This is a genomic window from Planotetraspora silvatica, assembly GCF_016863315.1.
Taxonomy (GTDB): domain Bacteria; phylum Actinomycetota; class Actinomycetes; order Streptosporangiales; family Streptosporangiaceae; genus Planotetraspora; species Planotetraspora silvatica.
The window spans coordinates 45,451-70,924 of sequence record NZ_BOOQ01000035.1; the positions used below are offsets into that span (position 1 = coordinate 45,451).

Here is a 25,474-nt window from a genome sequence, read left to right on the forward strand (position 1 = left end):
TTCGCGGAGCGGAGAGGCGGCCCGATGACAGACGGACGTGACGACGCGGACCTCGCCATGCTGGCGGTCGCCGTCGAAGAGGCGAGGAAGGGATACGCCGAAGGCGGCATCCCGATCGGGGCGGCCCTGTTCGCCGCCGACGGCCGGTTGCTGGGCAGGGGCCACAACCGCAGGGTCCAGGACGACGACCCCTCGGTCCACGGCGAGACGGCGGCCTTCAGGAACGCGGGCCGCCAGCGCGGCTATCACGGCACGACCATGGTGACCACGTTGTCGCCCTGCTGGTACTGCAGCGGCCTGATCCGGCAGTTCGGCATCTCCCGCCTGGTGGTCGGCGAGTGCCGAACGTTCATGGGCCGCCACGAGTGGCTGGCCGAGGCGGGTGTCGAGGTCCACGTCCTCGACTCCCGGGAGTGCGTCGATCTGATGACCGAGTTCATCGCGGCCCGTCCCGAGCTGTGGAACGAGGACATCGGGCGCTGAAAACCCCTGATCCGCCGCCTTAGGAGGGCCCATGCGGACCGTCCCGACGATCGACCTCACGCCCTGGTTCGAGGGCGGCCCAGCGGACCGGCGGGACGTCGCGGAACGGGTCGACGCCGCCCTCCGCGAGGTGGGGTTCCTGCTCATCACCGGCCATGGCGTGCCCTCCGGCCTGCGGGCCGACGTGCGGGCGGCGGCCAAGCGGTTCTTCGGGCTGCCGCAGGAGGCCAAGACGCGATATGCGGCCAAGGTCGGCGAGCGGGGGTGGCTGCCGCCGGGAGTGGAGGCCAACGGGTACGCCGAGGGCACGCCGACCCCTCCCGACCTGAAGGAGACGTTCGCCGTGGGGGCCGACCGGCCGATCGGCGACCCGTCCGTCGACGACGTCTGGTTCCCGGCCAACGTCTATCCGGCAGAGGTCCCCGACCTCGAACCGCTGATCGTCGAGTATCTGGCCCGGATGCGCGCCCTCGCGGACGAACTGCTGGTCATCTGCGCGAAGGCGCTTGATCTCGACGGTGGCTTCTTCACCTCACGCGCCGCCCACCCGTCGTACACCATGAACATCAACAGGTATCCGCCGCTGTCGCAGGTGGGAGAGCCGGAGCCGGGCCAGTTCCGGATCGGGCCGCACACCGACTTCGGCACGGTCACCGTCCTCGACCGCCAGCAGGGCGTCGGCGGGCTGCAGGTCTGGGCCGACGGCGAATGGGTGAACGCCCCCTACGCCGAGGACTCGTTCACGATCAACATCGGTGATCTCCTGGCCCGGTGGACGGGGGACCGTTGGTGCTCTAACCGGCACCGCGTCCTGCCGCCCGACCCGAGCGCCCCCGACGAGGAACTCGTCTCGCTCATCTACTTCTACGAGTGCGACCCCGGCGCCCTCGTCGAGTCGCTGCCCGTCGGCACGGCCACCTACCCGCCGGTGCGGGCGTCCGACTACCTGCTGGAGAAACTGAGGGCGATCAGCCTATGACCACCACAGGGCCTGCCGTACGGGAAGGCGAGTACGGCGACAGGGTCGCCGCCGTCGAGCCCGGCGGCCTGGAGTTCATCCCCTTGACGGAACGCCACGGCAGGCCCCTCGATCTGCTGTGGACCTGGATGTCGCCCAACCTCGAGTTCGCGACCGTCTTCCTCGGTGTGCTGGCGGTCGCGGCGTTCGGGCTGAGCTTCTGGCAGGCCGCGCTGGCCGCCGTGGTCGGCACCGGCCTGGGTGCCCTCGCCCACGGCGTGCTCTCGGCCCGCGGCCCGTCGGCCGGAGTGCCGCAGATGGTGCTCGGCCGGGTGCCGTTCGGCTTCTGGGGGAACCTGCTGCCGTCGGCGTTCAACACGGTGGCGGCGGGCATCGGCTGGTTCGCCGTCAACAGCGTGAGCGGGGCGCTGGCCCTCAACACGCTGACCGGGCTGCCGGGCTGGGCGTGCCTCGTCATCGTGGTCGCGGTGATGGTCGCGCTCGGGTTCTTCGGCCACAACCTCGTGCAGGCCTTCGAACGGTACGCCTTCCCCGTGCTCGCCCTGATCTTCCTCATCGCCGCGGCCGTCATCCTCGGCAAGGCCGATCCCGGCTACGCGGGCACCGGGGGAGGGACGGGCGGCTTCCTGCTGGCCGTCGGCGCCACGTTCGGGTATGCGGCCGGCTGGAACCCCTACGCCGCCGACTACACCCGTTACCTTCCGCCCGGCTCCAGCAGGCGGGCGGTCGGGCTGTCGGCCGGGCTGGGCGTGTTCGTCTCGTGCGTGGTCCTCGAGGTCGTGGGAGCGGCGTCGGCGACCATCGGCGGCGACGCCCTCGGACAGCCGACGACGGCGTTCACCGGTCACCTGCCCGGCCTGGTGGCGAACCTGACCCTTCTCGCCATCGCCCTGGGCGCGATCTCGGCCAACGCGCTCAACGTCTACTCGGGCGCGATGTCCCTGCTCGCCCTCGGCGTACGGCTCCCGCTCACCCTGCGGCGCGCGATCGTCGCGCTGGCCTGCGGCGTGGCGGGCTTCCTCGTGGCGCTGTCGGGCCTGGAGGACGCCGGGCACAAGTACGAGGCGTTCCTGCTGATCATCGCCTACTGGATCGGACCGTGGCTCGGCGTCGTGCTCGCCGACCGTTACCTGCGCCGCGACCGTGACATCGAACGCCTGCTGTTCGACACCCGGCACGTCAACTGGGCCGGGCCGATCGCGATGGTGGCGGGCGTCGTGTTGTCGGTCTGGCTGTTCTCCAACCAGGAGCGGTACGTCGGCCTGGTGCCCGCGCGGGTCCCCGAGGTGGGCGACATCGCCTTCGAGGTGGGCTTCGTCATCTCCGCCGTGGTCTACGCGGTGCTCAGGCCGCTTCGCCGATGAGGGCGTGGATCTCCTCCGTCGTGGCGACCCGGCCCGTGCCGCCCTGGCCGTGCAGGGAGATCGCCGCGGCGGCCGTGCCCGCCCGGACCGCCTGCACCAGGTCGGCGCCCCTGGCCAGCCAGCCGGCCAGCGTGCCCGCGAACGCGTCGCCCGCGCCCGTCTGGTCGACGACGGACTCGGCGGGGATGGCGGGGACGTGCAGGACCGAGCCGTCCTCCGTACCGAGGAGCACTCCCTCGGCCCCCATCGTCACCGCGGCCGCCCGCGCGCCGAGGCCGAGGCAGGCGCGGAGCACCTCGTGCGGGTCGTCGGTGCCGAAGAGCGGGCCGCTGTCGCCGGGGCACGAGGGCACCACCAGGGCCGCGTGCGGCGCCACCGCCTTCAGGACGTCCCGCGCGGCCTCGGGTCCGGTGAGCCTCGACCGGAAGTTGGGGTCGTAGACGACCTTGCCGCGGGCGGTCGCCGCCGCGTGCCGTACGGCCTGGTCGCACGATGGTGACAGAGCCGCGGTCACGCCGGAGAGCAGCACGACGCCCGCGGTGGAGACGGGGGAGCGGTCGACGTCGCCGGGACCCATGCGGGAGGCCGCGCTGCCGGCGCGCATGTAGGCGAACGCCCGTCTGCCGGTCGGGTCCGCGCTCAGGGCGTACGCGCCGGTGGAGCCCTCACCCGTGACGATCCACCGGGTGTCCACGCCGTGCCCCGCGGCGAACCGGACCAGGCGCTCCCCGAACTCGTCGGCGCCCACGCGGGCCACGAGAGCGGCGCTCGCCCCGGTGGCGGCGGCCGCGACGGACGCGTTCAGCGCGTCACCGGAGAAGGAGAGGCGGAACAGGTCGGCCCGATCGAGGGAGGCCGCCGTCGAGAACTCCACCAGGGGCTCGCCCAGCACCACGACATTCATGAGTGCTCCCATGTTCCATGTAGTGAAACACTGTTACGCCCCTATGCAACAGCCAGTGTAGAGCTATCCGCCTTCGGCGAGTCTTCCCGAAATCTCCTGGCCACCCCGGTACCTTCGGCATCATGGCCACCCGTACGTCCGGAAAGGGTCCCGGGAAGCGCCCGACAGCGCGCTCCGGGTCTCGCACGACTTCCGCGAAGCGTTCACCGGCCCGGGGCAGGACGTCCTCCCGGCCCGCACAGAAGCGCCCGGTGGCGACAGGCCAGGATCCCGTCAGCTGGGTCTTCCTGATGATCGGCAAGCTGGTCATCGGCCTGTGGCTGCTGCTCGCGCACGGCATGGGCGCGGCGGCGAGGGCGCTCGGGCAGGGCGCGCGCGACCTCGACCCGGCGCACCGCCGCGACGGCGTCGGCCTGTCGGTGCTCGCGGGTGCGATCGTGCTGGCGACGATGATCTGGCGCGACACCAAGACCGGGATCGCCCTGGTCGTCGACGTGGCGCTGCGCGGGGTCGTGGGGTCGTTCGCCTGGTGCGTGCCCGTCCTGCTCGCGCTGCTCGCGTGGCGGCTCCTGCGCCACCCGGACCAGAACGCGGAGACCGGCCGGATGGGGATCGGCTGGACGGCGCTGCTCGTCGGCGTTCTCGGTGTCGTGCACGTCGCGCACGGCACGCCGTACCCCTCGGGCGGCCCCACCGACGGCATGGACAAGGTGTCCGCGGCGGGCGGCATGCTCGGGTTCATCGTGTCGGCTCCGCCGTCGAGCATCCTGCCCTCGTTCATCACGATCCCGCTTCTGCTCATGTTGTCCGGGTTCGGCGTGCTGGTGATCACGGCCACTCCGATCCACCGGATCCCGGAACGCTTCGCCGAGATCAGGCACCTGCTCTTCCAGCGGCCGGACGAGGACGGCGAGCCGAAGCCCGCGACGCCGCCGAGGAAGCGGACCAAGAAGCCGGCGGACGGCAAGCGTGAGGTCGGCGACAACGTCAAGCCGTACGACACGCCGGTCCTGTCGGAGAAGGACCACTCTCCCGAGATCGTGCCCGGCCTGGTCGACGACGCGGAGGCGCCGGAGGGCGTCGAGACCGAGCCGGCGAAGTCGCCCTCTCAGCCGCCTCTTCCCACACCCGCCCCGCGCAAGGTCGAGCAGCTCGTGCTCTCTCCGCAGGCCGGGCCGTACACGCTGCCCGACCCGAAGCTGCTGCGCCCGGGGAGCGCGCCCAAGCCGCAGACCAAGGCCAACACGATCGTGGTGAACGCCCTGACGAGCGTGCTGGAGCAGTTCGGCATCGACGCCCAGGTGATCGGGTTCACCCGCGGGCCGACGGTCACCCGCTACGAGATCGAGCTCGGCCCGGCGGTCAAGGTGGAGAAAGTCACCGCCCTCACCAAGAACATCGCCTACGCCGTCAAGTCGGCCGACGTCCGGATCCTGTCCCCGATCCCCGGCAAGTCGGCGATCGGGGTGGAGATCCCGAACACGGACAAGGACCTCGTCTCGCTGGGCGACGTGCTGCGTTCCCAGGTGGCGCAGGCCGACCACCATCCCATGATCGTCGGCTTGGGCAAGGACGTCGAAGGCCGCACGATCGTCGCCAACCTGGCGAAGATGCCGCACATCCTCATCGCGGGCGCCACCGGCGCGGGCAAGTCGACCTGCATCAACGGCCTGATCTCCTCGATCCTCATGCGGTCCACGCCCGATGAGGTGCGCATGGTGCTGGTGGACCCCAAGCGGGTCGAGCTCAACACCTACGAGGGCATCCCCCACCTCATCACGCCGATCATCACGAACCCCAAGAAGGCCGCCGAGGCCCTCGAGTGGGTCGTGGGGGAGATGGACCGCCGGTACGACGACCTCGCGGCCAGCGGCTTCCGGCACGTCGACGACTTCAACAAGGCCGTCCGGGCGGGCAAGCTGGTGCCGCCGCCCGGAAGTGAGCGCGTCTACCAGCCCTACCCCTACCTCCTCGTGATCGTCGACGAGCTCGCCGACCTGATGATGGTCGCTCCGCGTGACGTCGAGGACTCGATCGTCCGCATCACCCAGCTCGCCCGTGCCGCGGGGATCCACCTGGTCATCGCGACCCAGCGGCCCTCTGTCGACGTGGTGACCGGCCTGATCAAGGCCAATGTGCCGTCGCGTCTCGCGTTCGCCACCTCCTCCCTCGCCGACTCGCGGGTCATCCTCGACCAGCCCGGCGCCGAGAAGCTGGTCGGGCAGGGCGACGCGCTCTTCCTGCCGATGGGTGCGAGCAAGCCGATCCGGCTGCAGAACGCCTTCGTCTCCGAGAAGGAGATCGCGGAGGTCGTCGCGCACTGCAAGACCCAGATGCAGGTCGAGTACCGCGACGACGTGGCCGCGCCGGCCGCGGCGAAGCGCGAGGTCGACGAGGAGATCGGCGACGATCTCGAGTTGCTGGTGCAGGCCGCCGAGCTGATCGTCTCCACCCAGTTCGGCTCGACCTCGATGCTCCAGCGCAAGCTGCGGGTCGGATTCGCCAAGGCGGGCCGCCTGATGGACCTGCTGGAGAGCCGCAACGTCGTGGGGCCCAGCGAGGGTTCCAAGGCGCGCGAGGTCATGGTCAAACCCGACGACCTGCCCGGTCTGCTGGCCGACCTCCGCGGCCAGTGAGAGCCCGGCCGAAGAGGGCCGGTGAATGCTCTGAGTGGACTCGCCTGTACTCTGCGTAGCGATTACTCGCTGAATGTGATTAACTACGCAATGTAGGACGAGGTGGAAGCTCGGGCGAGGGGGCGTGACCAAATGAGTGTTGGCGCTGCTCTGTCGGAGGCGAGACAGAACGCCGAACTGACCGTTAGCCAGCTCAGCGATCGCACGAATATCCGAGAAACGATCATTCACGGCATCGAACGGGACGACTTCTCCGCGTGCGGCGGCGACTTCTACGCTCGCGGTCACATCAGGGCGATAGCGGGCTATCTGGGAGTGGAACCGGAGTCGATCATCCGGGAGTACGACGACGTGCACGCCGACACGCGGCCTCCCGTCCGCGCGGCGACCGTGTTCAACGTCAACAACCTGTTCCCCGGCAAGCACGGGCGCCGGATACCGAACTGGACGATGGCCGCGGCGGTCGCCCTGGCGATCGTGGTCATCTTCGCGATCGTGCGGCTCCTCGGGGGGTCGGACGCGAAGACGGGGCAGACGGCGGCGGAGGCGCCCGTGGGCTCGTCGGACGCCAAGGTGCAGCACGCGAAGGCGCCGCACGTCGCCCGTGACGTCGTCGTCGTCAAGGTGTCCGCCGTAAAGCCGGCCTGGATCAACGTCAGGGACGCCAAGAACCACCGGCTCTTCCAGGGCACCCTGGAACAGGGGAAGACGGCCACATGGACGGCCAAGGACAAGGTGAAGGTCGTCATCGGTGACGCGGGTGCGGTCCGGTTCGAGGTCAACGGCAAGGACATCGGAGCCATCGGCAAGGATGGGCAGACCGTGCGCCGGTCATTCGGGCTCGGCATCCCGAGTGCCCGTTAGGGGCCTACTCCCGATACCGTAGGTTCATCATGTCTTCTCGCCGAACCGTATCGCTGGTCACATTGGGTTGCGCACGCAACGAGGTCGACTCTGAGGAGCTCGCGGCCCGGCTCGAGGCTGCCGGCTGGCAGATGCACGACGACGATCCGGACGTCATCGTCGTCAACACGTGCGGGTTCATCGACTCGGCGAAGAAGGACTCCATCGACACCCTGCTCGCCGCGTCCGACTCCGGCGCGAAGGTGGTGGCGGCGGGCTGCATGGCCGAGAGGTACGGCGAGCAACTCGCCGGCGCTCTGCCTGAGGCCGCCGTGATCTCCTTCGACGACTACGCCGACATCGGGGCGCGTCTCGACGACGTGCTCGAGGGCAGGGCGCTGACACCGCACTCGCCGCGTGACCGGCGGACGTTGCTGCCGATCAGTCCCGTGGACCGCTCCGCCGCGCACGCGCACATCCCCGGGCACGGCGCACTCCCGGAGGCCCTTCCTGAGGGTCTTGCGCCCGCCAGCGGGCCGAGGACGCTCAGGAAGCGGCTGACCGGGGGACCGGTCGCCGCGCTGAAGCTCGCGTCGGGGTGCGACCGCCGGTGCACGTTCTGCGCGATCCCGGCGTTCCGCGGCTCCTACGTGTCCCGCAGGCCTGAGGACCTGCTGGCCGAGGCCGAGTGGCTGGCCGGCGAGGGAGTGCGGGAGCTCGTGCTCGTCAGCGAGAACTCGACCTCCTACGGCAAGGATCTGGGGGACCTGCGGGCGCTGGAGAAGCTGCTGCCCCAGCTCGCCGGGACCAAGGGGATCGAGCGCGTCAGGGTCAGCTACCTCCAGCCCGCCGAGCTGCGTCCCGGCCTCCTGGAGATCATCGCCTCGACCGAGGGCGTCGCGCCGTACTTCGACCTGTCCTTCCAGCACGCGAGCGGGCCGGTGTTGCGGCGCATGCGGCGGTTCGGCGATCCGCGGCGCTTCCTCGACCTGCTGGAGCGCGTCCGCGAACTGGCGCCGGAGGCGGGTGTGCGCTCCAACTTCATCGTCGGCTTCCCCGGGGAGACCCAGGAGCAGTTCGACGAGCTGACCGCGTTCCTCGAAGAGGCGCGGCTCGACGTGATCGGCGTCTTCGGCTACTCCGACGAGGAGGGCACAGAGGCGTTCTCCTTCGACGACAAGCTCGACCAGGACGTGGTCGACGAGCGGGTCGCCGCACTGAGCGAGCTCGCCGAGGAGCTGACCGCTCAGCGGGCCGAGGAGCGCATCGGAACCGAGCTCGAGGTCCTCATAGAGGAGGACCTGGGAGACGGCGGCTACGAGGGCCGTGCGGCCCACCAGGGGCCCGAGGTGGACGGGTCGGTCACCGTTCAGGGCATCGGCCTGGTCCCCGGTCAGATCGTCCAGGCGGTCGTCGTCGATTCGGAGGGGGTTGACCTGATCGCCCGCATCAAGGCAGGCGCATGACGGAGCGAATAGAGCCCCCCTCCGGCGTTCCGAGCCCGCCGGAAGCCGCGCCGGCGGCTCAGCCCCCCTCCGTCGCGGACGCGTCCGCCGAGCCGCTGATCCGGCGCGTCAGCACGTGGAACATCGCCAACGTGCTGACCATCGCCCGGCTGGCGATCGTCCCCGTCTTCACGGTCTTCCTGTTCTTCGAGGGGTCCGGGTGGCGGATCGCCGCCCTGGCCGTCTTCATCGTCGCCTCCGTCACCGATCAGCTCGACGGCTGGCTCGCCAGGAAGTACGCCCTGATCACCGACTTCGGCAAGATCGCCGACCCGATCGCGGACAAGGCGCTGATCGGCGCCGCGCTCGTCAGCCTGTCGATCCTCGGTGAGATCCCCTGGTGGGTGACCATCGTCGTCATCGCCAGAGAGGCCGGCGTCACCCTCCTGCGCTTCCTGGTGATCCGCCACGGCGTCATTCCGGCGAGCTACGGCGGCAAGGTCAAGACCGTCCTGCAGATCGTCGCCATCGGCCTGTACATCCTCCCCGGCGTCCCGGACCTGCTCCGGTGGGCCGTCCTCGGGCTGGCCCTGGCCGTGACCATCGGAACCGGCGCCGACTACGTGTTCCGGGCCGTCCGGCTCAGGCGGGTGGCCAAGGCGGCGCGGTCCGAATGACGGCCGACGCCGCGCGGATCCTCGCGTCGCTGGTCCGGCGCAACGCCACGATCTCCGTGGCCGAGTCCCTGACGGGCGGGCTCATCGGCGCGACCCTGACCGGCACGGCGGGGGCGTCGGCCGCGTTCCGCGGGGGCGTGATCGCCTACGCGACCGAACTCAAGGCCGAGTTACTCGGCGTGCCCGCGGATCTGCTCGAAAGAGAAGGCGCGGTCCACCCGGACGTCGCCGCGGCGATGGCGGCCGGAGTGCGCAAGCTCACAAGATCCGACTACGGGCTCGCGGTGACCGGAGTGGCGGGACCCGACCCTCAGGACGGCAGGCCGGTGGGCACGGTCCACATCGCTCTGCGAGGTCCCGGGGACCGCGTCTGGCACCGGGATCTGCTCCTTGACGGGGACCGCGAGGCGATACGAACCGGGACATGTCTGGAGGCTTTGGGCCTGCTCGCAGGTGTGCTGGAGGCAAATTGAGGGGAACATTCTGGGTGATTACCGCGTTACGTCACCAGCGAACATGCTCACCACGGTCTGCCGCGGTGTTGCCCTCTACAGGTACGGTGGATGTGTGAGTGAGGTCCGTGAGCCATCGGCGAGGAGCAAGTCAGGCACGCGTCCGGCGAAGGGGCCGAGCGAATCGATGATGACGGCGAGGAGCATGTACGAAGGGCGTTCGAAGAACGGGCGACATGAGCCCACCGCGCGAGGCGTCGTCAAGGCGCCCCCGCTGGGGAGGGAGCGACAGATGGTCCTGCTGCGTCAGCTGCTCGGTGACGTGCTGCGGCGGCTGAGGGTGCGGCAGAATCGCACCCTTCGCGAGGTCTCCACTCTCGCGCGCGTCTCGCTCGGGTACCTGTCCGAGGTCGAGCGCGGCCAGAAGGAAGCCTCGTCGGAGCTGCTCGCCTCGATCTGCGGCGCCCTCGGCGTGCCGCTTTCTCAGGTGTTGCGTGAGGTGTCCGACCAGTTCGCGCTCGCCGAACTCCAGGCCGCCCCGGTGATGGCCGATGTGCCGGAGCACGAGCGGCTTCCCGTTGCGGAGACCGTGCCGGGTGCCATTTCGGACTCGGGTTTCGACGGTTTCCCCGAAGTGAAGGACATGGTCGCCGCCTAGCCGGGCTGGCACACACGGCACCAGAAGATCAACCGTTCGTATGGCTGTTCCCCCATCTCTCCGCTGCTGACCGGGTTTCCGCAGAGGCGGCAGGGTCGGCGGGCCCTGCCGTACACGAAGAGTGAGCGCCCGGGTCGGAGATCCCCCGTCGTGACCGGTAGCGGCGCGTCCTTGCTCGCGTCCATGAGCCGGTGCGCGAGCGTCACCAGTGAGTGCAGCTCATCGGGTGGAATCGACTCCACCGTCCGCCACGGCGACAGACGCGCGGCGAAGAGCGTCTCGGCCCGCCAGATCGTGCCGATCCCCGCCAGGTGGCGTTGGTCCAGGAGCGCCTCCCCGATCGTGCGCCGCGGTTCCCCGAGCAGGTTCGACGCCGCCACCGCCGCGTCCCAGCCCGGGCCGAGCAGATCCGGCCCCAGATGGCCGATGACACGATCCTCCCGATCCGTGGGAACCAGGTCGACCATGCCCAGCCTGACGCCCAGGGCCGTCCATTCCGCGTTGGCCAGGATGAGCCGGACGACGTCGCCTCGTGGCGCGGGACGCCCCGTCGCGACCACCCGCCAACTGCCGTCCATCCGCAGATGGGTGTGGACGGTGACCCCGCCCTGGACTCGCGTGAGCAGGTGCTTGCCGTACGAGATGGTCGTGACGACGGCGCGACCCCGCAGGTCGGCGGTGGCGTGACGGGGGACCCGGAAGTCCGACCGGGTCAGCACCCGGCCGTCGAGGGCCTCCCTGAGCCGTTTCGCGGTCCGGTGGACGGCGTCACCTTCGGGCATGCGGACCGTCTCTCCGGCGCGTCGCCGCGCCACCTGCTCGGAAAGATCTTGGCGTCGCCGCCGGTTCTCAGACCGGAGTGTGCGAGTTCCACGCCGACGGGTCGGAGGAGAGCTCGGTCACGCGGGCGGGCAGCTCACCCTTGGCGATCTGCTCGAGCGTGACCTCCTCCAGGATGGCCCGCTCGCTGGCCCGCAACGCGATCCACACCTGCTGCAGCGCCTGGGCCGCGCCCAGGTAGCCCACGTGCTCGGGCCGCTCACCCCTGACGTTGGCAAGCGGTCCGTCAACGGCGCGGATCACGTCCGCGAGCGAGATCTGGCTGGCCGGCCGGGCCAGCACGTAGCCGCCCTCAGGGCCGCGCTGGCCGCGGACGAGCCCGGCACGGCGCATCTGGAGGAGGATGTTCTCCAAGTATTTAGGGGGCATTTCCTGCCCCTTGGCCAGCTCGCCCACCGTTGTGGGGCCCTCGCCCGCGGCGGCGAGCTCGGCGGCGGCACGGAGGGCGTAGTCGACACGGGCAGAAAGTCGCATGTAGTCGATTATCCCGCCTGGTTGGCACTGGTTAGACGGCAACCTCGCAACTGGCGGCCCCGGAGATCGTCATCGGGCCCGCCTAGCATGAAGTATGGGGAACGGACCCAGGCGGTGGCTGTTCGCCGACCAGCTCGGAGACCACTTCCTGGACGACGGCGACCAGCCGGTGCTGCTGGTGGAGGCCCGTTCGGTGCTGGAGAGAAGGCGCTTCCACCGGCAGAAGGCCCACCTGGTCCTGTCCGCTCTGCGCCACCGGGCGGCGGAGCTCGGAGACCGGGTGATCTTCATCAGGACCGGCACGTACGGCGAGGCCCTCGACGCGGTCGGGGAGCCGCTCACCGTGTGCCATCCGACCAGCCACGCGGCGGCGGCCTTCGTCTCCGGACGGGCGAAGGTGACCGTGTTGCCGGCCCGTGGGTTCACCACGACGCGGGAGGACTTCGCGGCCTGGGCCGAGGGACGTGGTGACCGCCGGCTGCTCATGGAGGACTTCTACCGCGACGCCCGGCGCCGGCTGGGCGTGCTGATGGACGGCGACGAGCCCGCCGGCGGCCGATGGAACTTCGACGCGGACAACCGGGAGCCACCGCCGCGCGGCGGCCTCGGCGTGCCGGGGCCGTGGCGCCCGGTGGAGGACGAGATAGACGAGCAGGTGCGGCGGGATCTCGACCGCTGGGAACGCGACGGCGTGGTCGCCTTCGTCGGCAGGGACGGCCCGCGCGCCTTCCCCGCGACCCGGGCCGAGGCGGCCGACGCGCTGGCCTGCTTCGTCGCCCGGCGTCTGCCGTGCTTCGGCCCCTACCAGGACGCCATGTCGTCGGCCGACCCGGTGATGGCCCACAGCCTGCTGTCGCCCGCGCTCAACCTGGGCCTGCTCGATCCCCTGGACTGTGTGCGGGAGGCCGAGGCCGCCTACAGGGAGGGCCGGGTGCCGCTGCGGAGCGCGGAGGGCTACATCCGGCAGCTCATCGGGTGGCGGGACTACGTCTGGCACCTCTACTGGCATCTCGGGCCCGGATACCGGCGGGAGAATCGGCTGTCCGCCCGTACTCCGCTGCCCGAGTGGTTCGCCGAACTCGACGCGGACGCGGTGGAGGCGCGCTGCCTGTCGTGGGCGCTCGGCCAGGTCCGCGACCACGGGTTCGCCCACCACATCGTCCGGCTGATGGTGCTCGGCAACTACGCCCTTCAGCGCGCGTTCGAGCCGGGGCAGCTCACGGACTGGTTCCACCGGTGTTTCGTCGACGGCTACGACTGGGTGATGACGCCCAACGTCGTCGGCATGTCCCAGCACGCCGACGGCGGCGTGCTCGCGACCAAGCCCTACGCCTCCGGCGGGGCGTACATCAACCGGATGAGCGACTTCTGCCACGCCTGCCGGTACCGGCCCGACCGGCGGACGGGGGCCGACGCCTGTCCCTTCACCACCGGCTACTGGTCGTTCATCGCGCGCAACGAGGAACGCCTGGCCGCCAACCCGCGCATGGCGCGCAGCGTGCGGGGGATGCGACGGCTGAACGACATCGACGAGGTCCGCGCGATCGAGGCCGATCGCGGGGACGCGCCCCCGTGAGCGCGCCGGCGGGTGGCGACGCCCCCGGGCGGGTGCCGTACAGGCGGGGCGCGACGGGAACGGCCTCCCTGGAGCGCTGCACGGCCTTGTCGGCTCGCTAAGCTTGCAGGAAACTTTGTTGACGATTTGCGGGCGCGGACGGCGCCGGTTCCACGGGGGCGACGATAGAAAGCAGGAGCATGGAGCGACGTCCTGGCGTGCCCAGGCTGCTCCGGGAGATAAACGACCGGGCCGCACTGGAGTTGTTGCTCGCCTCGGGGCCGCTGACGCGCGGCCAGATCGGCGAGCTGACCGGGCTCTCGAAGGTCACCGCCTCACAGACGCTGGCCCGTCTCGAGGAGCGCGGTCTGGTGGAGGTCGTCGGGGAGCAGGCGGGCAACCGCGGGCCGAACGCGGCGCTCTACGGCGTCATCCCGTCCTGCGCCTACGTCGCGGGTCTCGAGGTCGGCCCCGACTCGGTCACCGCCGCGATCGCGGACATCAACGGCGACATCGTCGCCGAGGTCACCGCGTCGCCGAGTGGGCAGGACGATCCCGTCTCGGTCGTGCACAACGCGGTGGTCAAGGCGTGCCGTTCGGCCAAGGTGGCGCTGTCGCGCCTGCGCGGCGTCGTGATCGGCGCCCCGGGCGTCGTGGACCCGCGCACCGGTGACGTGCGCTTCTCCTTCGACCTGCCGCACTGGCACGAGGGAATCCACGAGGCGCTGGCCAGGGATCTGCGCCGGGACCTCACGATCGAGAACGACGTGAACCTCGCCGCGATCGCCGAACGGGCCAAGGGGGCCGCTCAGGAGGTCGACGACTTCGTGCTCCTGTGGGTGGGACGGGGCATCGGTCTCGCGGTGGTGCTCGGCGGGCGGCTGCACCGCGGTCGTTCGGGGAGCGCCGGTGAGATCGGGTACCTCCCCGTGCCCGGCGTGCCGCTGGCCGAGGACGTCAAGGCCACACCCGGCCGATTGCCGTCCCTCGCGGGAGGCCTCCAGTCGCTGGTCAGCGCGGAAGCGGTGACCGAACTCGCCAGGGAGTTCGGCTTCACGGGGACGAGCGCCGCCGACTGCGTGACCCAGGCCGTGGCGGCGGGCGACCGGGGCGACCGGCTGCTCGACGAGATCGCCTCCCGGCTCGCGCTCGGCGTCGCGTCGGTGTGCGTGGTGCTCGACCCCGGCCTCGTGGTGCTCGCCGGGGAAGTGGGGCAGGCGGGGGGAGCCGGCCTGACCTCCCGGGTGGAGGAGGCCGTCGCCCGGATCTGCCCGATCCGTCCCGAGGTCGTCACCAGCGAGGTCGGCGGCAAGCCGGTTCTGCGCGGCGCCGTCCTCGCCGCCCTCGACCAGGCACGCGAGGGCATCTTCGCCTCCTGACCCCACGGAGAGGTGAACCACTCGCGGCGCCGCCCCCGCTGGCCGCCGCGAGTGGTGGTTCAGGCGGTCAGCAACTCGGCGGCCGCCTGAGCGTTGGGGCGGGCGGCGCCGTACGTCGCGATGTAGGCGGCGGCCTCGGGGCGCCAGACCGGCAGGCCCATCTCGACGACGATCGCGTCGGGGCGCGCGGAGACCAGGTCGGAGACGAACGACCGGGTACGCGGGTGGCGGTGGGCGTCCTTGACCACGATGACCAGCGACCGGCCCCCCGCCCGGCCGAGCAGTTCTCGGCCGTCGGCCTCCTCGGGCTTCACCCGGACGACCTCCGCCTCCGGAAGCCAGGGGGCGAACCCCCACGGCACGTCGCCGACCGCGATGGTCGGCGGGGTGTCCACCTCGATCACGAGCGGGTCGACCAGGGGCGCCGCCGACCCGGTCAGCGAGACCGCGCGGCGCGCGGCGTCGAGGCCGATGACGTTGCCCTCGCCGGTGTTCTGCCGCGGCGCGGCGAACCATTGCCGCAGCCGTTCGACCCGCTCGTTGGCCTCTTCCAGCCGGGCGGCGGGCAGACGGCCGTCGTGCACGGCGGACACGATCTCGGCGAGCATCGCCTGGATCTCCTCGGGCGTCGGCAACGGCCCCAGGCAGAGCAGGTCCGAGCCCGCCCGCAGCGACAGGACTGCGCCGCCGCCGAGCCCCACACTCTTGGTGATCGCGTGCATGTCGAGCGCGTCGGTGATCACCACGCCGTCGTACGCCATCTCCTGCCGGAGCAGGCCGGTCAGCGCCGCCGTGCTCAGCGTGGCGGGGGTGGTGCCGGTGAGGCCGGGGACGGAGACGTGCGCCGTCATGATCGACTTGGTGCCGGCTGTGATCGCCGCGCGGAACGGCACGAGTTCGCGCTCCCACAGCAGTTCGGGGGACGCGTCGACGACCGGGATCTCCAGGTGGGAGTCCTGCCGGGTCGCCCCGTGGCCGGGGAAGTGCTTGACGCAGGCGGCCACCCCGAGTGACTGGAGTCCGCGGACCGCGGCCACGGTGTGCCGCGCCACTAGGCCGGGTGACGCGCCGAACGACCGGGTTCCGATCACCGGGTTGTCGTCGGCGGTGTTGACGTCGGCGACCGGTCCCATGTCCAGGTTCACCCCGCAACGGACCAGTTCGGACGCGATGGAGTGGTAGACCCGCTCGGTCAGCTCGACGTCGTCGACGGCGCCGAGAGCCGCGTTGCCCGGATAGGGGCTTCCGGTGTGGTAGGCCAGCCGCGTGACGTCGCCACCCTCCTCGTCGAGGGAGATGACCGGGCGTCCCGCGCCTGTGAGCTGCCCCGTCAGGGTGGCGAGCTGCGCGGAGTCCGCGACGTTGAAGCCGAAGAGGGTGACGCCTCCGAGCCCGTTCTCCAGTGCCTGGAGGACCCAGTCGGGGGCGGTGGTGCCGGGAAAGGCGACGAGCAGCGTGCCGGCCGCGAGACGATGCAGCCCCCGATCGCTGATGTTCGCGGAGAAGCCTGCGATCCCCTCCGATGGAGGGAGATCGCGGGATGAGGCAGACATGCTGTCTCGGCTCCTTACCTGTAGGAGGTGCGGATTCACGGGCATGCCCGTACGGGCCACGCCTTCGTGAGGCGGTGGCCGTACGGGGGGCCCGAAGGCGGGGTTATCCCTTGACCGCGCCCGCGACGAGTCCGGAGACCATGCGCCGCTGGACGAGCAGGAAGAAGATGAGCACCGGGATGGTCATCAGGGTCGAGGCGGCCATGATGCCGCCCCAGTCCGTCGACCGCTGGCCGACGAAGAACTGCAGGGCGACCGGCATCGTGTACTTGCCCTGGTCGCCGATGAGGGTGAGGGCGAAGACGAACTCGTTCCACGTCGTGATGAACGAGAAGATGCTGGTGGCGACCAGGCCGGGGGCGACCAGCGGGAACAGGACCCGCCAGAAGGTGGTGAACCGCCCGGCGCCGTCGATCCAGGACGCCTCCTCCAGTTCCTTCGGGACCGCCGCGACGAACGTGCGCAACATCCACACGGAGAACGGCAACGTCAGGGCGACGTTGATGACGATCAACCCGAGCAACTGGTCGTACAGGCCGAGCCGTTTGACCATGGTGAACAGCGGGATCAGCAGCGCCTCGCTGGGCACCATCTGCACGATCAGCAGCAGGATGAGGAACGAGGTGCGGAACCGGAACCGGAACCGCGCCACCGCGGTCGCCGCGAGCAGCGCGAAGACCGCGCCCATGACGACCGCGCTGAGGGCCACGATCGTGCTGTTGAGGAGGTAGCGCCAGACGGAGTGCCCGGCCACGCCCTCAGTGAAGACCCGGGAGACGTGGTCCATCGACGGTGGGTCGGGGAACGGGATGAAGCTGGTGGTGAAGATCTGGTCGTTCGGCTTGAAGGCGGTGGTGACCATCCAGTAGACGGGGAAGACGGCGAACAGGAACACCGCTATCCCGGCGGCGTTGAGCGCGACGCGTCCGAGCCTCTTCCTGGTGATCGGGCTCATCGCACGTCCTCCGTCTTCACGATGTTCCGTACGTAAACGAAGGTGATCACCAGCAGGATGGCCGTGAGCACGACGGCGATCGCGGCGCCGAGTCCCATCTTCGGCGGACTGCTGAAGGCCTCGGCGTAGCTCCACAACGAGAGGTTGAACGCGTCGCGGTTCACCGTGCCGCCCGCCAGCAGGTAGAGCTGGGTGAAGACCTTGAAGTCCCAGATGGTCGACAGGACGATCAGCACCGAGAAGACCGGCTTGAGCAGCGGGAAGGTGATCTTCCGGAACGTGCCGACACCGGTGGCGCCGTCCATCCGGGCCGCCTCGTACAGTTCCGAGGGGATGCTCTTGAGTCCCGCGAGCACCGACACCGCGATGAACGGGAAAGACGCCCACACGACGGCGATGATGAGCACGAGATAAAGCGTGATCGTGTCGTTGAACCAGGGTTGCCCGCTCCAGTCCGACCGGCCGAAGACCAGACTCGACAGCCAGTCGGGCAGCAGGTTCAGCGCCCAGTTGACCACGCCGGCGTCGGAGTCGAACAGCCATTTCCAGACGACGGCCTGTGCCGTGGGCGGGGTGGCCCAGGCGGCCATGATGCCGACGACGACGAACGTCGACATCTTCGGGCCGAGCTTGTTGAGCAGGAGGCCGACGAGGGTCCCGAGGATCAGCGTCAGCGCGACGGTCACGACCGCGAAGACCACGGTGTTGCGCAGAGAGGTCCAGAAGAGGTCGGAATCGAGGATGCTGGAGTAGTTGTCGAGCCCGACGAACTCGGCCGGGCTGGGGTTGACGGCCCTGATCTGCCGGAGTCCGACCTGGTGGAAGGACATGTCGACCAACTGGTACAGCGGATAGAGCAGCAGCGCCGCGATGACCAGAAGGCCGGGCAGGAGGAGGGCGTAGGGGACCAGCCAATCGGGGAGGCCGGTCCTGCGGGCCTGGGGCTTGTTCCGGCGCACCGGGGCGGAGGGTTCTCCTCCGCCCCGGGCGACGGTTGACGTGTGGGCCATCGATGCCTACTGGTTCAGGATCGTCTCAAGCTCGGAGTTGGCGTCCGTAAGAGCCTGGTCCACCGTCTTCTTGCCGTCGATCACCGCGCGGGCCGCGTTCTGCAGGACCGCCTTGGTGTCGTTGGCCTCCGCCCAGTTGGGGCTGGCCGGGAAGCCCTTGGCCACCTTGAAGGTGTCGGTGAAGGGCTTTTGGGCCGGGTCGCTGCCCAGCTCCGCGAGCGCGTCCGGGTAGAGCGGGAGCAGGCCGCCCTCCTTGGCGTAGCGGACGCCGAACTCCTTGCCCGAGGCGAGCTTGAGGTACTCGGCCGCGAGTTCGACGTTCTTGCTGTCCTTCCAGATGGCGATGTCGTTGCCGCCCTGGAAGGCCGGGGCCGGGCCGCTGCCGTCCTTGGCCGGGAGCGAGAAGAAGCCCATCTTCGACTCGTCGACCTTGCCCTTGCTCTGCTCCTTGATGGCCGCGATGTCCCAGCCACCGGTGACGTACATGCCGACCTTCCCGGCGGCGAAGCGCTGGGCGATGTCGACGGAGTTCTGCGTCAGGCGGCCCTTACCGGAGACGCCGTCCTTGGCGACCAGGTCCGTGTAGAACTGGAAGCCCTCCTTGAAGCCCGGCTCGGTGAGCTTGCCCACCCACTTGCCGCCCTCGAAGGAGGCGAAGTCGCCCCCGGCCGACCAGACGAAGGGGGACAGGGACATGTTCGCGTCGGAACCGCCGTTGAAGGCGAACCCGTCGACGTCCTTGCCTTCCTTGTCGACGATGGTCTTGGCCGCGGTGACCAGCTCGTCCCAGGTCTTGGGCGGCTGGATGCCGAGCTTGTCGAACCAGTCCTTGCGGTAGAGGACGGCGCGGGTGCCGCCGCCCCACGGAGCCGCGTAGACCTTGCCGTCGATCGTCTCGTAGCTCCACAGGTTCTGCGGGATCTGCTGGAGCTCGCTGTCGCCCTTGACGATGTCGGAGATGTCGGCCAGCGCTTCCTGCGCGACCCAGGCGGCGACCTGGTCGTTGCCGAACTCGGTGACGTCCGGGCCCTCGCCGCCCGCGAGGGCCGCGGTCCACTTCTTCTGCGCGTCAGGCCAGGGGATCCACTGGACCTTCGCCTCTGCGCCCGTCGTCTCCTTGAACTTGGCGTTCAGGTCGTCCATGTACTTGGTGAAGACGTCGGTGGGGGCACCGAGTCGCCACACGTTAAGAGTCTGGCCGGCGAACTTGGGACCTGAGGCCGCCGGCGCGCCGGCGGTCGGCTCAGTCGTTCCGGAGTCGCCGCCGCATGCGGCGAGACCCAGGGCCAGTGCTGCGGTGACGCTTGTCGCGACCGCGATCTTCACGATCTTCACGATGGGTTTCTCCCTTCCCGGCTTCACGTCGGGGGTGCGCTCATGCGGGGTGTCGGCGGGCCTTCACCTGCTGGATGACGCTCTCCGTCCGGTCGGCGCTCGTGGCATCCCGAGACTTGATCGCTTGCCTCCGGGGTGGCTGCCGCTAAACTAACAAGAAAGTTTCTTAAAAAAAACCCGTGTTAGCGGATCGTGACGAGAGGGAGCCAGCCAGTGCCTCTACGACCGGGAACACCTCGGCTGCTCCGCCAGATCAACGACCGGGCGGCCCTGGAACTGCTGCTGTCTCAGGGGCCGCTGACCCGGGCCGAGTTGGGAGAGCTCACCGGTCTGTCGAAGGTGACCTCCGGTCAGCTGCTGTCCCGCCTGGAGACGCGCGGCCTGGTGACCACGGCCGGAGAACGGCCGGGAGGGCGCGGTCCCAACGCGGCCCTGTACGGCGTGAACCCGGCGAGTGCCTACGTGGCGGGTCTCGAGGTGCTGCCGGACAGCGTCACCGCGGCCGTGGCCGACATCACCGGGAAGGTCGTCGCCGAGATAACGGTCGACCCGACCGACGCGGGCGACCCGGTCCGGATGGTCTACGGCGCCGTCCTGCGGGCCTGTGACACGGCCGACATCGAGTTGTCCCGGCTGCGCTGCTTCGTCATCGGGACCCGCGGCGTGGTCGACCCGGTGAGCGGCGACATCCGTTACTCCTTCGACCTGCCCGCATGGCACGTCGGCGTCCTCGCGGGGTTGCGCACCCTGCTGGGCGAGTACGTGATCATCGAGAACGACGTCAACCTGGCCGCCCTGGCCGAGCAGGAGCACGGCGCCGCCAGGGGGGTGGACGACTTCGCCATCCTGTGGGCCGGGATCGGCCAGGGGCTCGGCGTCATGCTCGGCGGCCGGTTGCACCGGGGGATCACCGGAGGCGCCGGTGAGATCGGCTGGCTGCCCGTTCCGGGGGAGCCGCTTCCGACCGATGTCACCGCGCCGCAGTCGGGCTCGTTCCAGCGCCTGGTCGGCGGCGAGGCGCTGACCGGCCTCGCGGAGACCTACGGCCTGACGTCCGGAGCCGGCGTCGCGGACCTCGTCCGTACGGCTCTCGCGACCGGCAATGACGCCTTCGTCGACGACCTGGCCGACCGGCTGGCCGTGGGGGTCGCCGCCGTCTCCGTCGTGCTCGACCCCGGTCTCGTCGTGCTGAGCGGCGACGTCGGCCGGGCCGGGGGGCAGCGGCTCGCGGCCCGGGTCGAGGAGGCGGTCGCCCGGGTGTGCCCCAGCCGTCCGACGGTCGCGGTGACGCAGGTCAAGGGCAATCCCGTGCTCCGCGGCGCGATCGTCGCGGCGCTGGCGCGGGCCAGGGAGGAGGTCTTCTCCGACACCGTCTGACGGTAGGTTTCTCCTCATGTCTGACTCATCTCACGGTCCCGCGCGGGCCACGCAAGCCCCTGGAATCGTCCTGATCTCAGATGCTCGCGTGACGTCGATACCGGTCCGCGAAAGCGGGGAGCCGCTGGCCGACGTCCGCGGCCGGCTCCGAGTGGACTCACGCCTGGCCGACCCCGAGGGGGCCTACGCCCGTCTGAGGCAGGGCGTGCTGGCCAGGCTCGAGGACGCGCAGAGCCGGCTTCCCGGCGGATTTCACATCGTGGTGGTGGAGGGGTATCGGCCGGTCGCCCTTCAGAGGCGGTATTTCGAGGACTACAAGGCCGAGCTGCGTGTGACGTTTCCTGAAATGTCGGAAGAAGAGGTGCACGTCGCCGCGAGCCGTTACGTCTCTCCGATCGAGGTGGCCCCCCACACGGCGGGCGCGGCCGTGGACCTCACCATGTGCGACGACGACGGAGCCGAGTTCGACATGGGGACGGCCGTGAACGCCAACCCGGAGCAGAGCGACGGCGCCTGCTACACCGCCGCGACCGGGATCAGCCCGGACGCCCGGCAGAACCGCAAGGTCCTCGGCGTGGCGCTGGAGGCGGCCGGGCTCGTGAACTACCCCACGGAGTGGTGGCACTGGTCGTACGGCGACCGCTACTGGGCCATGACCCGGCGGGCGGGCGCCGCCATCTACGGCCCCGTGATCCTCTGAGGCCCGGTCGGCCTCAGTCCGGCGGCAGCGGGCCGGCGAAGGTCGTGGCCGCCCGCCACCGCAACGGCTGGCCGCTCGCGGCGGTGACGAGCAGTCCCGCGTGGGCGGTCAGGACCGCCGCGCCCGGGGCTTCGCCGAGGAGCGACCACGCGGCGGGGCCGGGGACGGGCAGGCGCGTGCGCAACCGGTGGTCGGCCCCCAGCGCGTAGACCCGGCCGTTGCTCCCACTCAGGCAGACGGCCCCGGCCGAGTCTCCGGCGTCGTGCCAGGGAGCCTGGGGTGACGCGGCGAGCTCGGCGAAGGTCACGGCCCACAGGCGGCCCGCGAAGGTGGCCGCGAAGAAGGTCCCGTCCTGGACCGCGAGGGCGATCGTGCCGGCGGGCGCCCCACCCAGGTCGGTCCACTCGCCGGGACCACCGGCCCATCCCATGGGTCCGGCCGTGCTCCCCGCAGCGCTCCCCGTTGTGCTCCCCGCCGGGCCCGGGGCCGCCTCGCGGTAGCGGAGCACCCCCTCGGCGGTCACACCGTACAGGCCGGTGCCGAGGCCGGCGCCGGCCTCGCGCGGGGCGTCGAGACACAGAACGCCCCCGGCGCGGCCGATCGGCATCCACTGCATGTTCTGGCCGCACAGCTCACGGGTGAGCAGCGCGTCGTCACCGCTCACGGCGTACAGCGCCGAGCCGGACGCGGCCAGCGCGCGGACGTCGGCGACCGGGCCGATCACCTCCCAGCCGGGCACGGCCGGTCGTGAGAGCCGGTCGATGACGTTCCTCGTGATCCGCTCCACGATCGGATCGTGGATGGTGTTGCCCCAGTTGACGGTGGCCGCGTTGAAGACCGTGCCGCGTCCGAGGGAGAAGACGCCCATCGTGGCCCAGCCGCCCTGTCCACCGGAGCTCCAGTGCCGCAGGTCGGCCGTCGCCAGCACGACGAACGTCGTGGGGGTGCCGTCCCTGCAGGTGACCCGGGGGACGCCCATCACCTCGGTGAACTCGGCGGCGTCGGTCTCGTATCCGAGCGAGCCCTGCCCGAACTTGTCGCCGTCGGTCAGTCCCGTCCCCTCGAACGCCCAGTGCCCGGCGAACCGCGCGGTGTACGACTCCTCCCGCATCAGCGGCATCGACGGTCCCCAGGTTCCCGCGCCGTTGCGGAAGCTGACCCCGGTAAGCGAGTTCTCCGGGCGGGAGACGGGTGCGCTCGACCATTCGACTGTCGTCAGGGCGGGGTCGTCCACGGGGTCGGTCAGCGGATCGCGGTGACACACCAGGGTGCGTCCCTCTACGCGGATCTGCCACCAGCACGTGTTGCCGGAGAAGAAGGCGATGTTCCCCCCGCGCCTGGCGAACCCCTCGCACGCGTCTCGCATGCCGGCCGACCAGTACTCGTCGTGCCCGTTGACGACCAGCAGACGGTACGCGGAGAGCAGACCGGGGTCGAGATCGAGGCCGGAGCAGTACTCGACGGTGTACCCGGCCGGCGAGAGCCAGCGCAGCAGACCGTCCTCCCACCGCTCGGGAGGCGGGCCGCCGCCCGGCCGATCGAAGGTCACGCGGTACGCGCGGTCGGGTTGCTCGGTCCAGTAGACGCTCTCACCGGGGACTCCCGCCCGGTTGTACGCCTGCCAGGTGGTGAACGGGACGGACACCAGGATGGGCGAGGTGGCGCCGGGGGTGGCCTGCCGTACGACGAAGTAGACCTCGTCGTCGGGTGACGTGCCGACTCCGGGGAGGTCGCCCGAGGGCCTGGGGACGAGCACGTCGGGCTCCGGTGGGCCGGAGACGAACCGCGCCCGGTAGAGCGAGCTCGGCCAGTCTGCGGGCACGCGCAACGTCCAGGACGGGCCGTGGACCGTGGCGGCCAGCACGAGCCTGTCGCTGGTCGCGTCGTGGACGGTCACGCCCACCGGGCCGGTGGTGTCCAGGCGGAAGCCCAGTTCCTCGCCCTGCGCGCAGGAGGTGGCGGTGGCATGGGCGCGGACCGTCATCGGAGCGCCGCCTCGACGAGCATCCTCTCCAGGCCGAGCAGGAACCTCTCGATGTCCGCCCGGGACAACCAGCGGGTGTCGGCCGTGAGCGAGATCTGCGCGGAGCCCCCGAGATGCACGCAGAACCGGCAGTTCAGCTTGTCCTGGCTGAGCGGCCAGGACAGGGAGGTCTCGGGCAGCGCCCGGCGGATCAGCTCCTCGTCGCGGTAGACCGCCTGGTCGACGAAGCGCATGTCGTTGAAGCAGCAGTACGGATGGATCGGGGTGCCGCGCTCGTGGGAGGCCTCCGCGACGACGCGTTCGCGGTCGGCCGGGTCGTGGTAGGCGCTGCGGTAGGCGCGCAACACCGCGGGACCGGACTCGACCAGCAGGTCGGTGAACCGCGCCTTGCCCGCTTCGAGGACGAACAGCCCCTCCTGCGACAGCGTGGTCACCGAGGTGCGCGTCGAGGCGCGGAAGCGGTTGCTGACGATGGGCAGCACGGTGACGCTCTCGTGGCCCGTGACCTCCGCGACCAGCGCGCCGACGGCTGTGAGCAGCACCGTCGAGGTGCTCGTGCCGTGCCGTACGGCCAGGCGCTGGGCGGACAGGTCGGCCGCCGGAGAGCTGAGCGTGGCCCGCCAGACGGGCGGGTGCTCCGCCGCCCCCGAGGGGACGTGGAACATCGTGGGCGGCATCCTGAGATGCTCACGCTCCCAGAACGCCGCGGCGCTCACCGCCTGCCGCCGGCCCGCCGGCGACGCCTGCCACCCGGCGAGATCGAACGGCTGCGGGGGAGGGCCGCCGCTCAGGCCTCCGCGCAGGAGGAGCAGTCGCAGGTCGCGGACGACCTCCTCCGCGCCGAGCCCGTCGGAGGCCAGGTGACAGAACGCGAGCACCACATGCGTGACCTCGTCGCCGCGGGTCACGAACGCGACCCGCATCGGCCATTCGCCCGCGTAGTCGAAGGCGGTCGCGGACAACTCGGCGAGAACGGCGGCGGGCTCAGCGTCCGCCGCGATCCGGAGGGGCAGTTCGCCGCGGTCACGCAGGTCCTGGACCGGGCCCGGCCCGATCAGCGTGCGCAGCGCCTCGTGCCGCTCGACGAGCAGCCCGACGCCGCGTGACACATGGGCGATCGAGGCGGGCCGCGCACCCCGCGGCACCTCGAGGATCCGCCCGAAGTTGAAGTAGTGGTCGTCGGGCGCGGTCCGCTGGATGGCGTCCCAGATGGCCCGCTGGCCCCAGGTCAGAGGTGCCGTACCCCTGCGTGCCCCCGTGAAAGTGATCATCGGGCCGCAGACACCCACGCGGCGAGGCCGTCGACGCTGTCGAGGAACGAGACGTCCTCGGCCAGGTCGATCTCGACGTCGTACTCGCGCTCGAGTGCGTCGATCAGGCGCATCTGGGCCAGCGAGGTGACGCCGAGGTAGGACAGGGGGACGGTGGCACCCAGGGCCTCGGCCGCCGTGATCTCCCCGTCGCAGGCCTCCGACACCAGTTGCGCCAGTCGTTCCTTGAGCATTCCGCCTCCGCTCTCAGGGGTCCGTTCCGCGGGTCCGCCGTCAGGTCTCAGGAGTCCGTTCTCGGGATCCGCCGTCAGGGCCTGTTGTCAGGGCCGGTCTCACGGAGCCGGTCCCAGGGGTCCGTGCGATCGCCGGCCGCTTTTCGATTCCGGCCAGATCGTGGGGATGGGGCCACCTGGGATGAGTTCGTGCGGTAAGCGGACCGTTCCTGTGTATAAGGAAGCGGAATCTCCGAGATGGCACGCATTTCCGGCATGATCCCCCAAGTGGTCGGATGAATGCAGACCAAATGGCCAGGCCAAAGGCACTGATGGTGACTAACTGAAAAGAAGGTTTGCAATTAGTGGATGGCCGTAAGTCTTGCAC

At 70.5% G+C, this 25,474-nt stretch carries 23 protein-coding genes; 13 read left to right on the forward strand and 10 right to left on the reverse strand.

What is annotated here, in order from left to right; translation table 11 throughout:
* The first annotated feature begins 24 nt into the window (after positions 1 to 24).
* The 3 genes from Psi02_RS25840 to Psi02_RS25850 are packed head-to-tail and all read left to right on the forward strand — an operon-like array spanning position 25 to position 2,826.
* Positions 25 to 483, forward strand: a complete 459-nt coding sequence (locus Psi02_RS25840; protein WP_203957102.1) for a nucleoside deaminase — start codon at positions 25 to 27, stop codon at positions 481 to 483.
* A 31-nt stretch (positions 484 to 514) separates the two neighbouring features.
* Positions 515 to 1,462 (forward strand): isopenicillin N synthase family dioxygenase, encoded by a 948-nt coding sequence (locus Psi02_RS25845; RefSeq protein WP_203978241.1) that lies wholly within the window; start codon positions 515 to 517, stop codon positions 1,460 to 1,462.
* Entirely contained in the window at positions 1,459 to 2,826 is a 1,368-nt protein-coding gene (locus Psi02_RS25850) for a purine-cytosine permease family protein (RefSeq protein ID WP_203978242.1), read from the forward strand. Before Psi02_RS25845 ends, Psi02_RS25850 begins: the two co-directional genes overlap by 4 nt.
* Here Psi02_RS25850 and Psi02_RS25855 read toward each other — a convergent pair.
* The gene (locus Psi02_RS25855) at positions 2,807 to 3,730 is read right to left on the reverse strand and encodes a sugar kinase (RefSeq protein ID WP_203978243.1); all 924 of its coding nucleotides are present in this window, start codon (positions 3,728 to 3,730) and stop codon (positions 2,807 to 2,809) included. The two genes, Psi02_RS25850 and Psi02_RS25855, sit on opposite strands and share 20 nt — an antisense overlap.
* A gap of 122 nt (positions 3,731 to 3,852) precedes the next feature.
* On the opposite strand from Psi02_RS25855, the gene Psi02_RS25860 reads away from it, so the two are divergent.
* The 6 genes from Psi02_RS25860 to Psi02_RS25885 all read left to right on the forward strand — a co-directional run bounded on the left by Psi02_RS25860 (position 3,853) and on the right by Psi02_RS25885 (position 10,441).
* Positions 3,853 to 6,366: a DNA translocase FtsK gene (locus tag Psi02_RS25860; RefSeq protein WP_203978244.1), complete on the forward strand. Its 2,514-nt coding sequence runs from the start codon at positions 3,853 to 3,855 to the stop codon at positions 6,364 to 6,366.
* Positions 6,367 to 6,498: 132 nt separating this feature from the next.
* Positions 6,499 to 7,230, forward strand: coding sequence for a helix-turn-helix domain-containing protein (locus Psi02_RS25865; RefSeq protein WP_203978245.1), 732 nt, complete (start codon positions 6,499 to 6,501; stop codon positions 7,228 to 7,230).
* A gap of 29 nt (positions 7,231 to 7,259) precedes the next feature.
* Positions 7,260 to 8,675 (forward strand): 30S ribosomal protein S12 methylthiotransferase RimO, encoded by a 1,416-nt coding sequence (rimO, locus tag Psi02_RS25870; RefSeq protein WP_203978246.1) that lies wholly within the window; start codon positions 7,260 to 7,262, stop codon positions 8,673 to 8,675.
* Positions 8,672 to 9,331 (forward strand): CDP-diacylglycerol--glycerol-3-phosphate 3-phosphatidyltransferase, encoded by a 660-nt coding sequence (gene pgsA / locus Psi02_RS25875; RefSeq protein WP_203978247.1) that lies wholly within the window; start codon positions 8,672 to 8,674, stop codon positions 9,329 to 9,331. The genes rimO and pgsA overlap by 4 nt, the downstream gene beginning before the upstream one ends.
* Positions 9,328 to 9,804: a CinA family protein gene (locus Psi02_RS25880; protein WP_203978248.1), complete on the forward strand. Its 477-nt coding sequence runs from the start codon at positions 9,328 to 9,330 to the stop codon at positions 9,802 to 9,804. Before pgsA ends, Psi02_RS25880 begins: the two co-directional genes overlap by 4 nt.
* 271 nt (positions 9,805 to 10,075) lie before the next feature.
* Entirely contained in the window at positions 10,076 to 10,441 is a 366-nt protein-coding gene (locus tag Psi02_RS25885; RefSeq protein WP_203957093.1) for a helix-turn-helix domain-containing protein, read from the forward strand.
* Here the strand turns inward: Psi02_RS25885 and Psi02_RS25890 are convergent.
* Positions 10,438 to 11,223: a DNA-formamidopyrimidine glycosylase family protein gene (locus Psi02_RS25890; RefSeq protein ID WP_203978249.1), complete on the reverse strand. Its 786-nt coding sequence runs from the start codon at positions 11,221 to 11,223 to the stop codon at positions 10,438 to 10,440. The two genes, Psi02_RS25885 and Psi02_RS25890, sit on opposite strands and share 4 nt — an antisense overlap.
* Positions 11,224 to 11,290: 67 nt before the next feature.
* Positions 11,291 to 11,755: an RrF2 family transcriptional regulator gene (locus tag Psi02_RS25895; RefSeq protein WP_203882727.1), complete on the reverse strand. Its 465-nt coding sequence runs from the start codon at positions 11,753 to 11,755 to the stop codon at positions 11,291 to 11,293.
* Between the two features lie 94 nt (positions 11,756 to 11,849).
* On the opposite strand from Psi02_RS25895, the gene Psi02_RS25900 reads away from it, so the two are divergent.
* The gene (locus tag Psi02_RS25900) at positions 11,850 to 13,331 is read left to right on the forward strand and encodes a cryptochrome/photolyase family protein (RefSeq protein ID WP_203978250.1); all 1,482 of its coding nucleotides are present in this window, start codon (positions 11,850 to 11,852) and stop codon (positions 13,329 to 13,331) included.
* 179 nt (positions 13,332 to 13,510) lie between these two features.
* Complete coding sequence (locus Psi02_RS25905; RefSeq protein ID WP_203978251.1) at positions 13,511 to 14,689, forward strand: ROK family transcriptional regulator; 1,179 nt, start codon at positions 13,511 to 13,513, stop codon at positions 14,687 to 14,689.
* A 59-nt stretch (positions 14,690 to 14,748) separates the two neighbouring features.
* Here the strand turns inward: Psi02_RS25905 and Psi02_RS25910 are convergent, their stop codons facing one another.
* The 4 genes from Psi02_RS25910 to Psi02_RS25925 all read right to left on the reverse strand — a co-directional run bounded on the left by Psi02_RS25910 (position 14,749) and on the right by Psi02_RS25925 (position 19,542).
* Complete coding sequence (locus Psi02_RS25910) at positions 14,749 to 16,242, reverse strand: glycoside hydrolase family 3 protein (protein ID WP_203978252.1); 1,494 nt, start codon at positions 16,240 to 16,242, stop codon at positions 14,749 to 14,751.
* A gap of 103 nt (positions 16,243 to 16,345) precedes the next feature.
* Positions 16,346 to 17,197 (reverse strand): carbohydrate ABC transporter permease, encoded by an 852-nt coding sequence (locus tag Psi02_RS25915; protein WP_203978253.1) that lies wholly within the window; start codon positions 17,195 to 17,197, stop codon positions 16,346 to 16,348.
* Positions 17,194 to 18,156 (reverse strand): carbohydrate ABC transporter permease, encoded by a 963-nt coding sequence (locus Psi02_RS25920; RefSeq protein ID WP_239095156.1) that lies wholly within the window; start codon positions 18,154 to 18,156, stop codon positions 17,194 to 17,196. The genes Psi02_RS25915 and Psi02_RS25920 overlap by 4 nt, the downstream gene beginning before the upstream one ends.
* Positions 18,157 to 18,213: 57 nt before the next feature.
* Positions 18,214 to 19,542, reverse strand: coding sequence for a sugar ABC transporter substrate-binding protein (locus tag Psi02_RS25925; protein ID WP_203957086.1), 1,329 nt, complete (start codon positions 19,540 to 19,542; stop codon positions 18,214 to 18,216).
* 213 nt (positions 19,543 to 19,755) lie between these two features.
* Between Psi02_RS25925 and Psi02_RS25930 the strand changes: the two genes are divergently transcribed.
* Positions 19,756 to 20,919, forward strand: coding sequence for an ROK family transcriptional regulator (locus Psi02_RS25930; RefSeq protein WP_203978255.1), 1,164 nt, complete (start codon positions 19,756 to 19,758; stop codon positions 20,917 to 20,919).
* 88 nt (positions 20,920 to 21,007) lie between these two features.
* Positions 21,008 to 21,619 (forward strand): M15 family metallopeptidase, encoded by a 612-nt coding sequence (locus Psi02_RS25935; protein ID WP_239095157.1) that lies wholly within the window; start codon positions 21,008 to 21,010, stop codon positions 21,617 to 21,619.
* 13 nt (positions 21,620 to 21,632) lie between these two features.
* Here Psi02_RS25935 and Psi02_RS25940 read toward each other — a convergent pair whose 3' ends face one another.
* The 3 genes from Psi02_RS25940 to Psi02_RS25950 are packed head-to-tail and all read right to left on the reverse strand — an operon-like array spanning position 21,633 to position 25,107.
* Positions 21,633 to 23,603, reverse strand: a complete 1,971-nt coding sequence (locus tag Psi02_RS25940) for a N,N-dimethylformamidase beta subunit family domain-containing protein (protein WP_203978257.1) — start codon at positions 23,601 to 23,603, stop codon at positions 21,633 to 21,635.
* Positions 23,600 to 24,874, reverse strand: coding sequence for a condensation domain-containing protein (locus tag Psi02_RS25945; protein ID WP_203978258.1), 1,275 nt, complete (start codon positions 24,872 to 24,874; stop codon positions 23,600 to 23,602). The genes Psi02_RS25940 and Psi02_RS25945 overlap by 4 nt, the downstream gene beginning before the upstream one ends.
* Complete coding sequence (locus Psi02_RS25950) at positions 24,871 to 25,107, reverse strand: acyl carrier protein (protein WP_203978259.1); 237 nt, start codon at positions 25,105 to 25,107, stop codon at positions 24,871 to 24,873. Before Psi02_RS25950 ends, Psi02_RS25945 begins: the two co-directional genes overlap by 4 nt.
* Positions 25,108 to 25,474: the final 367 nt, after the last annotated feature.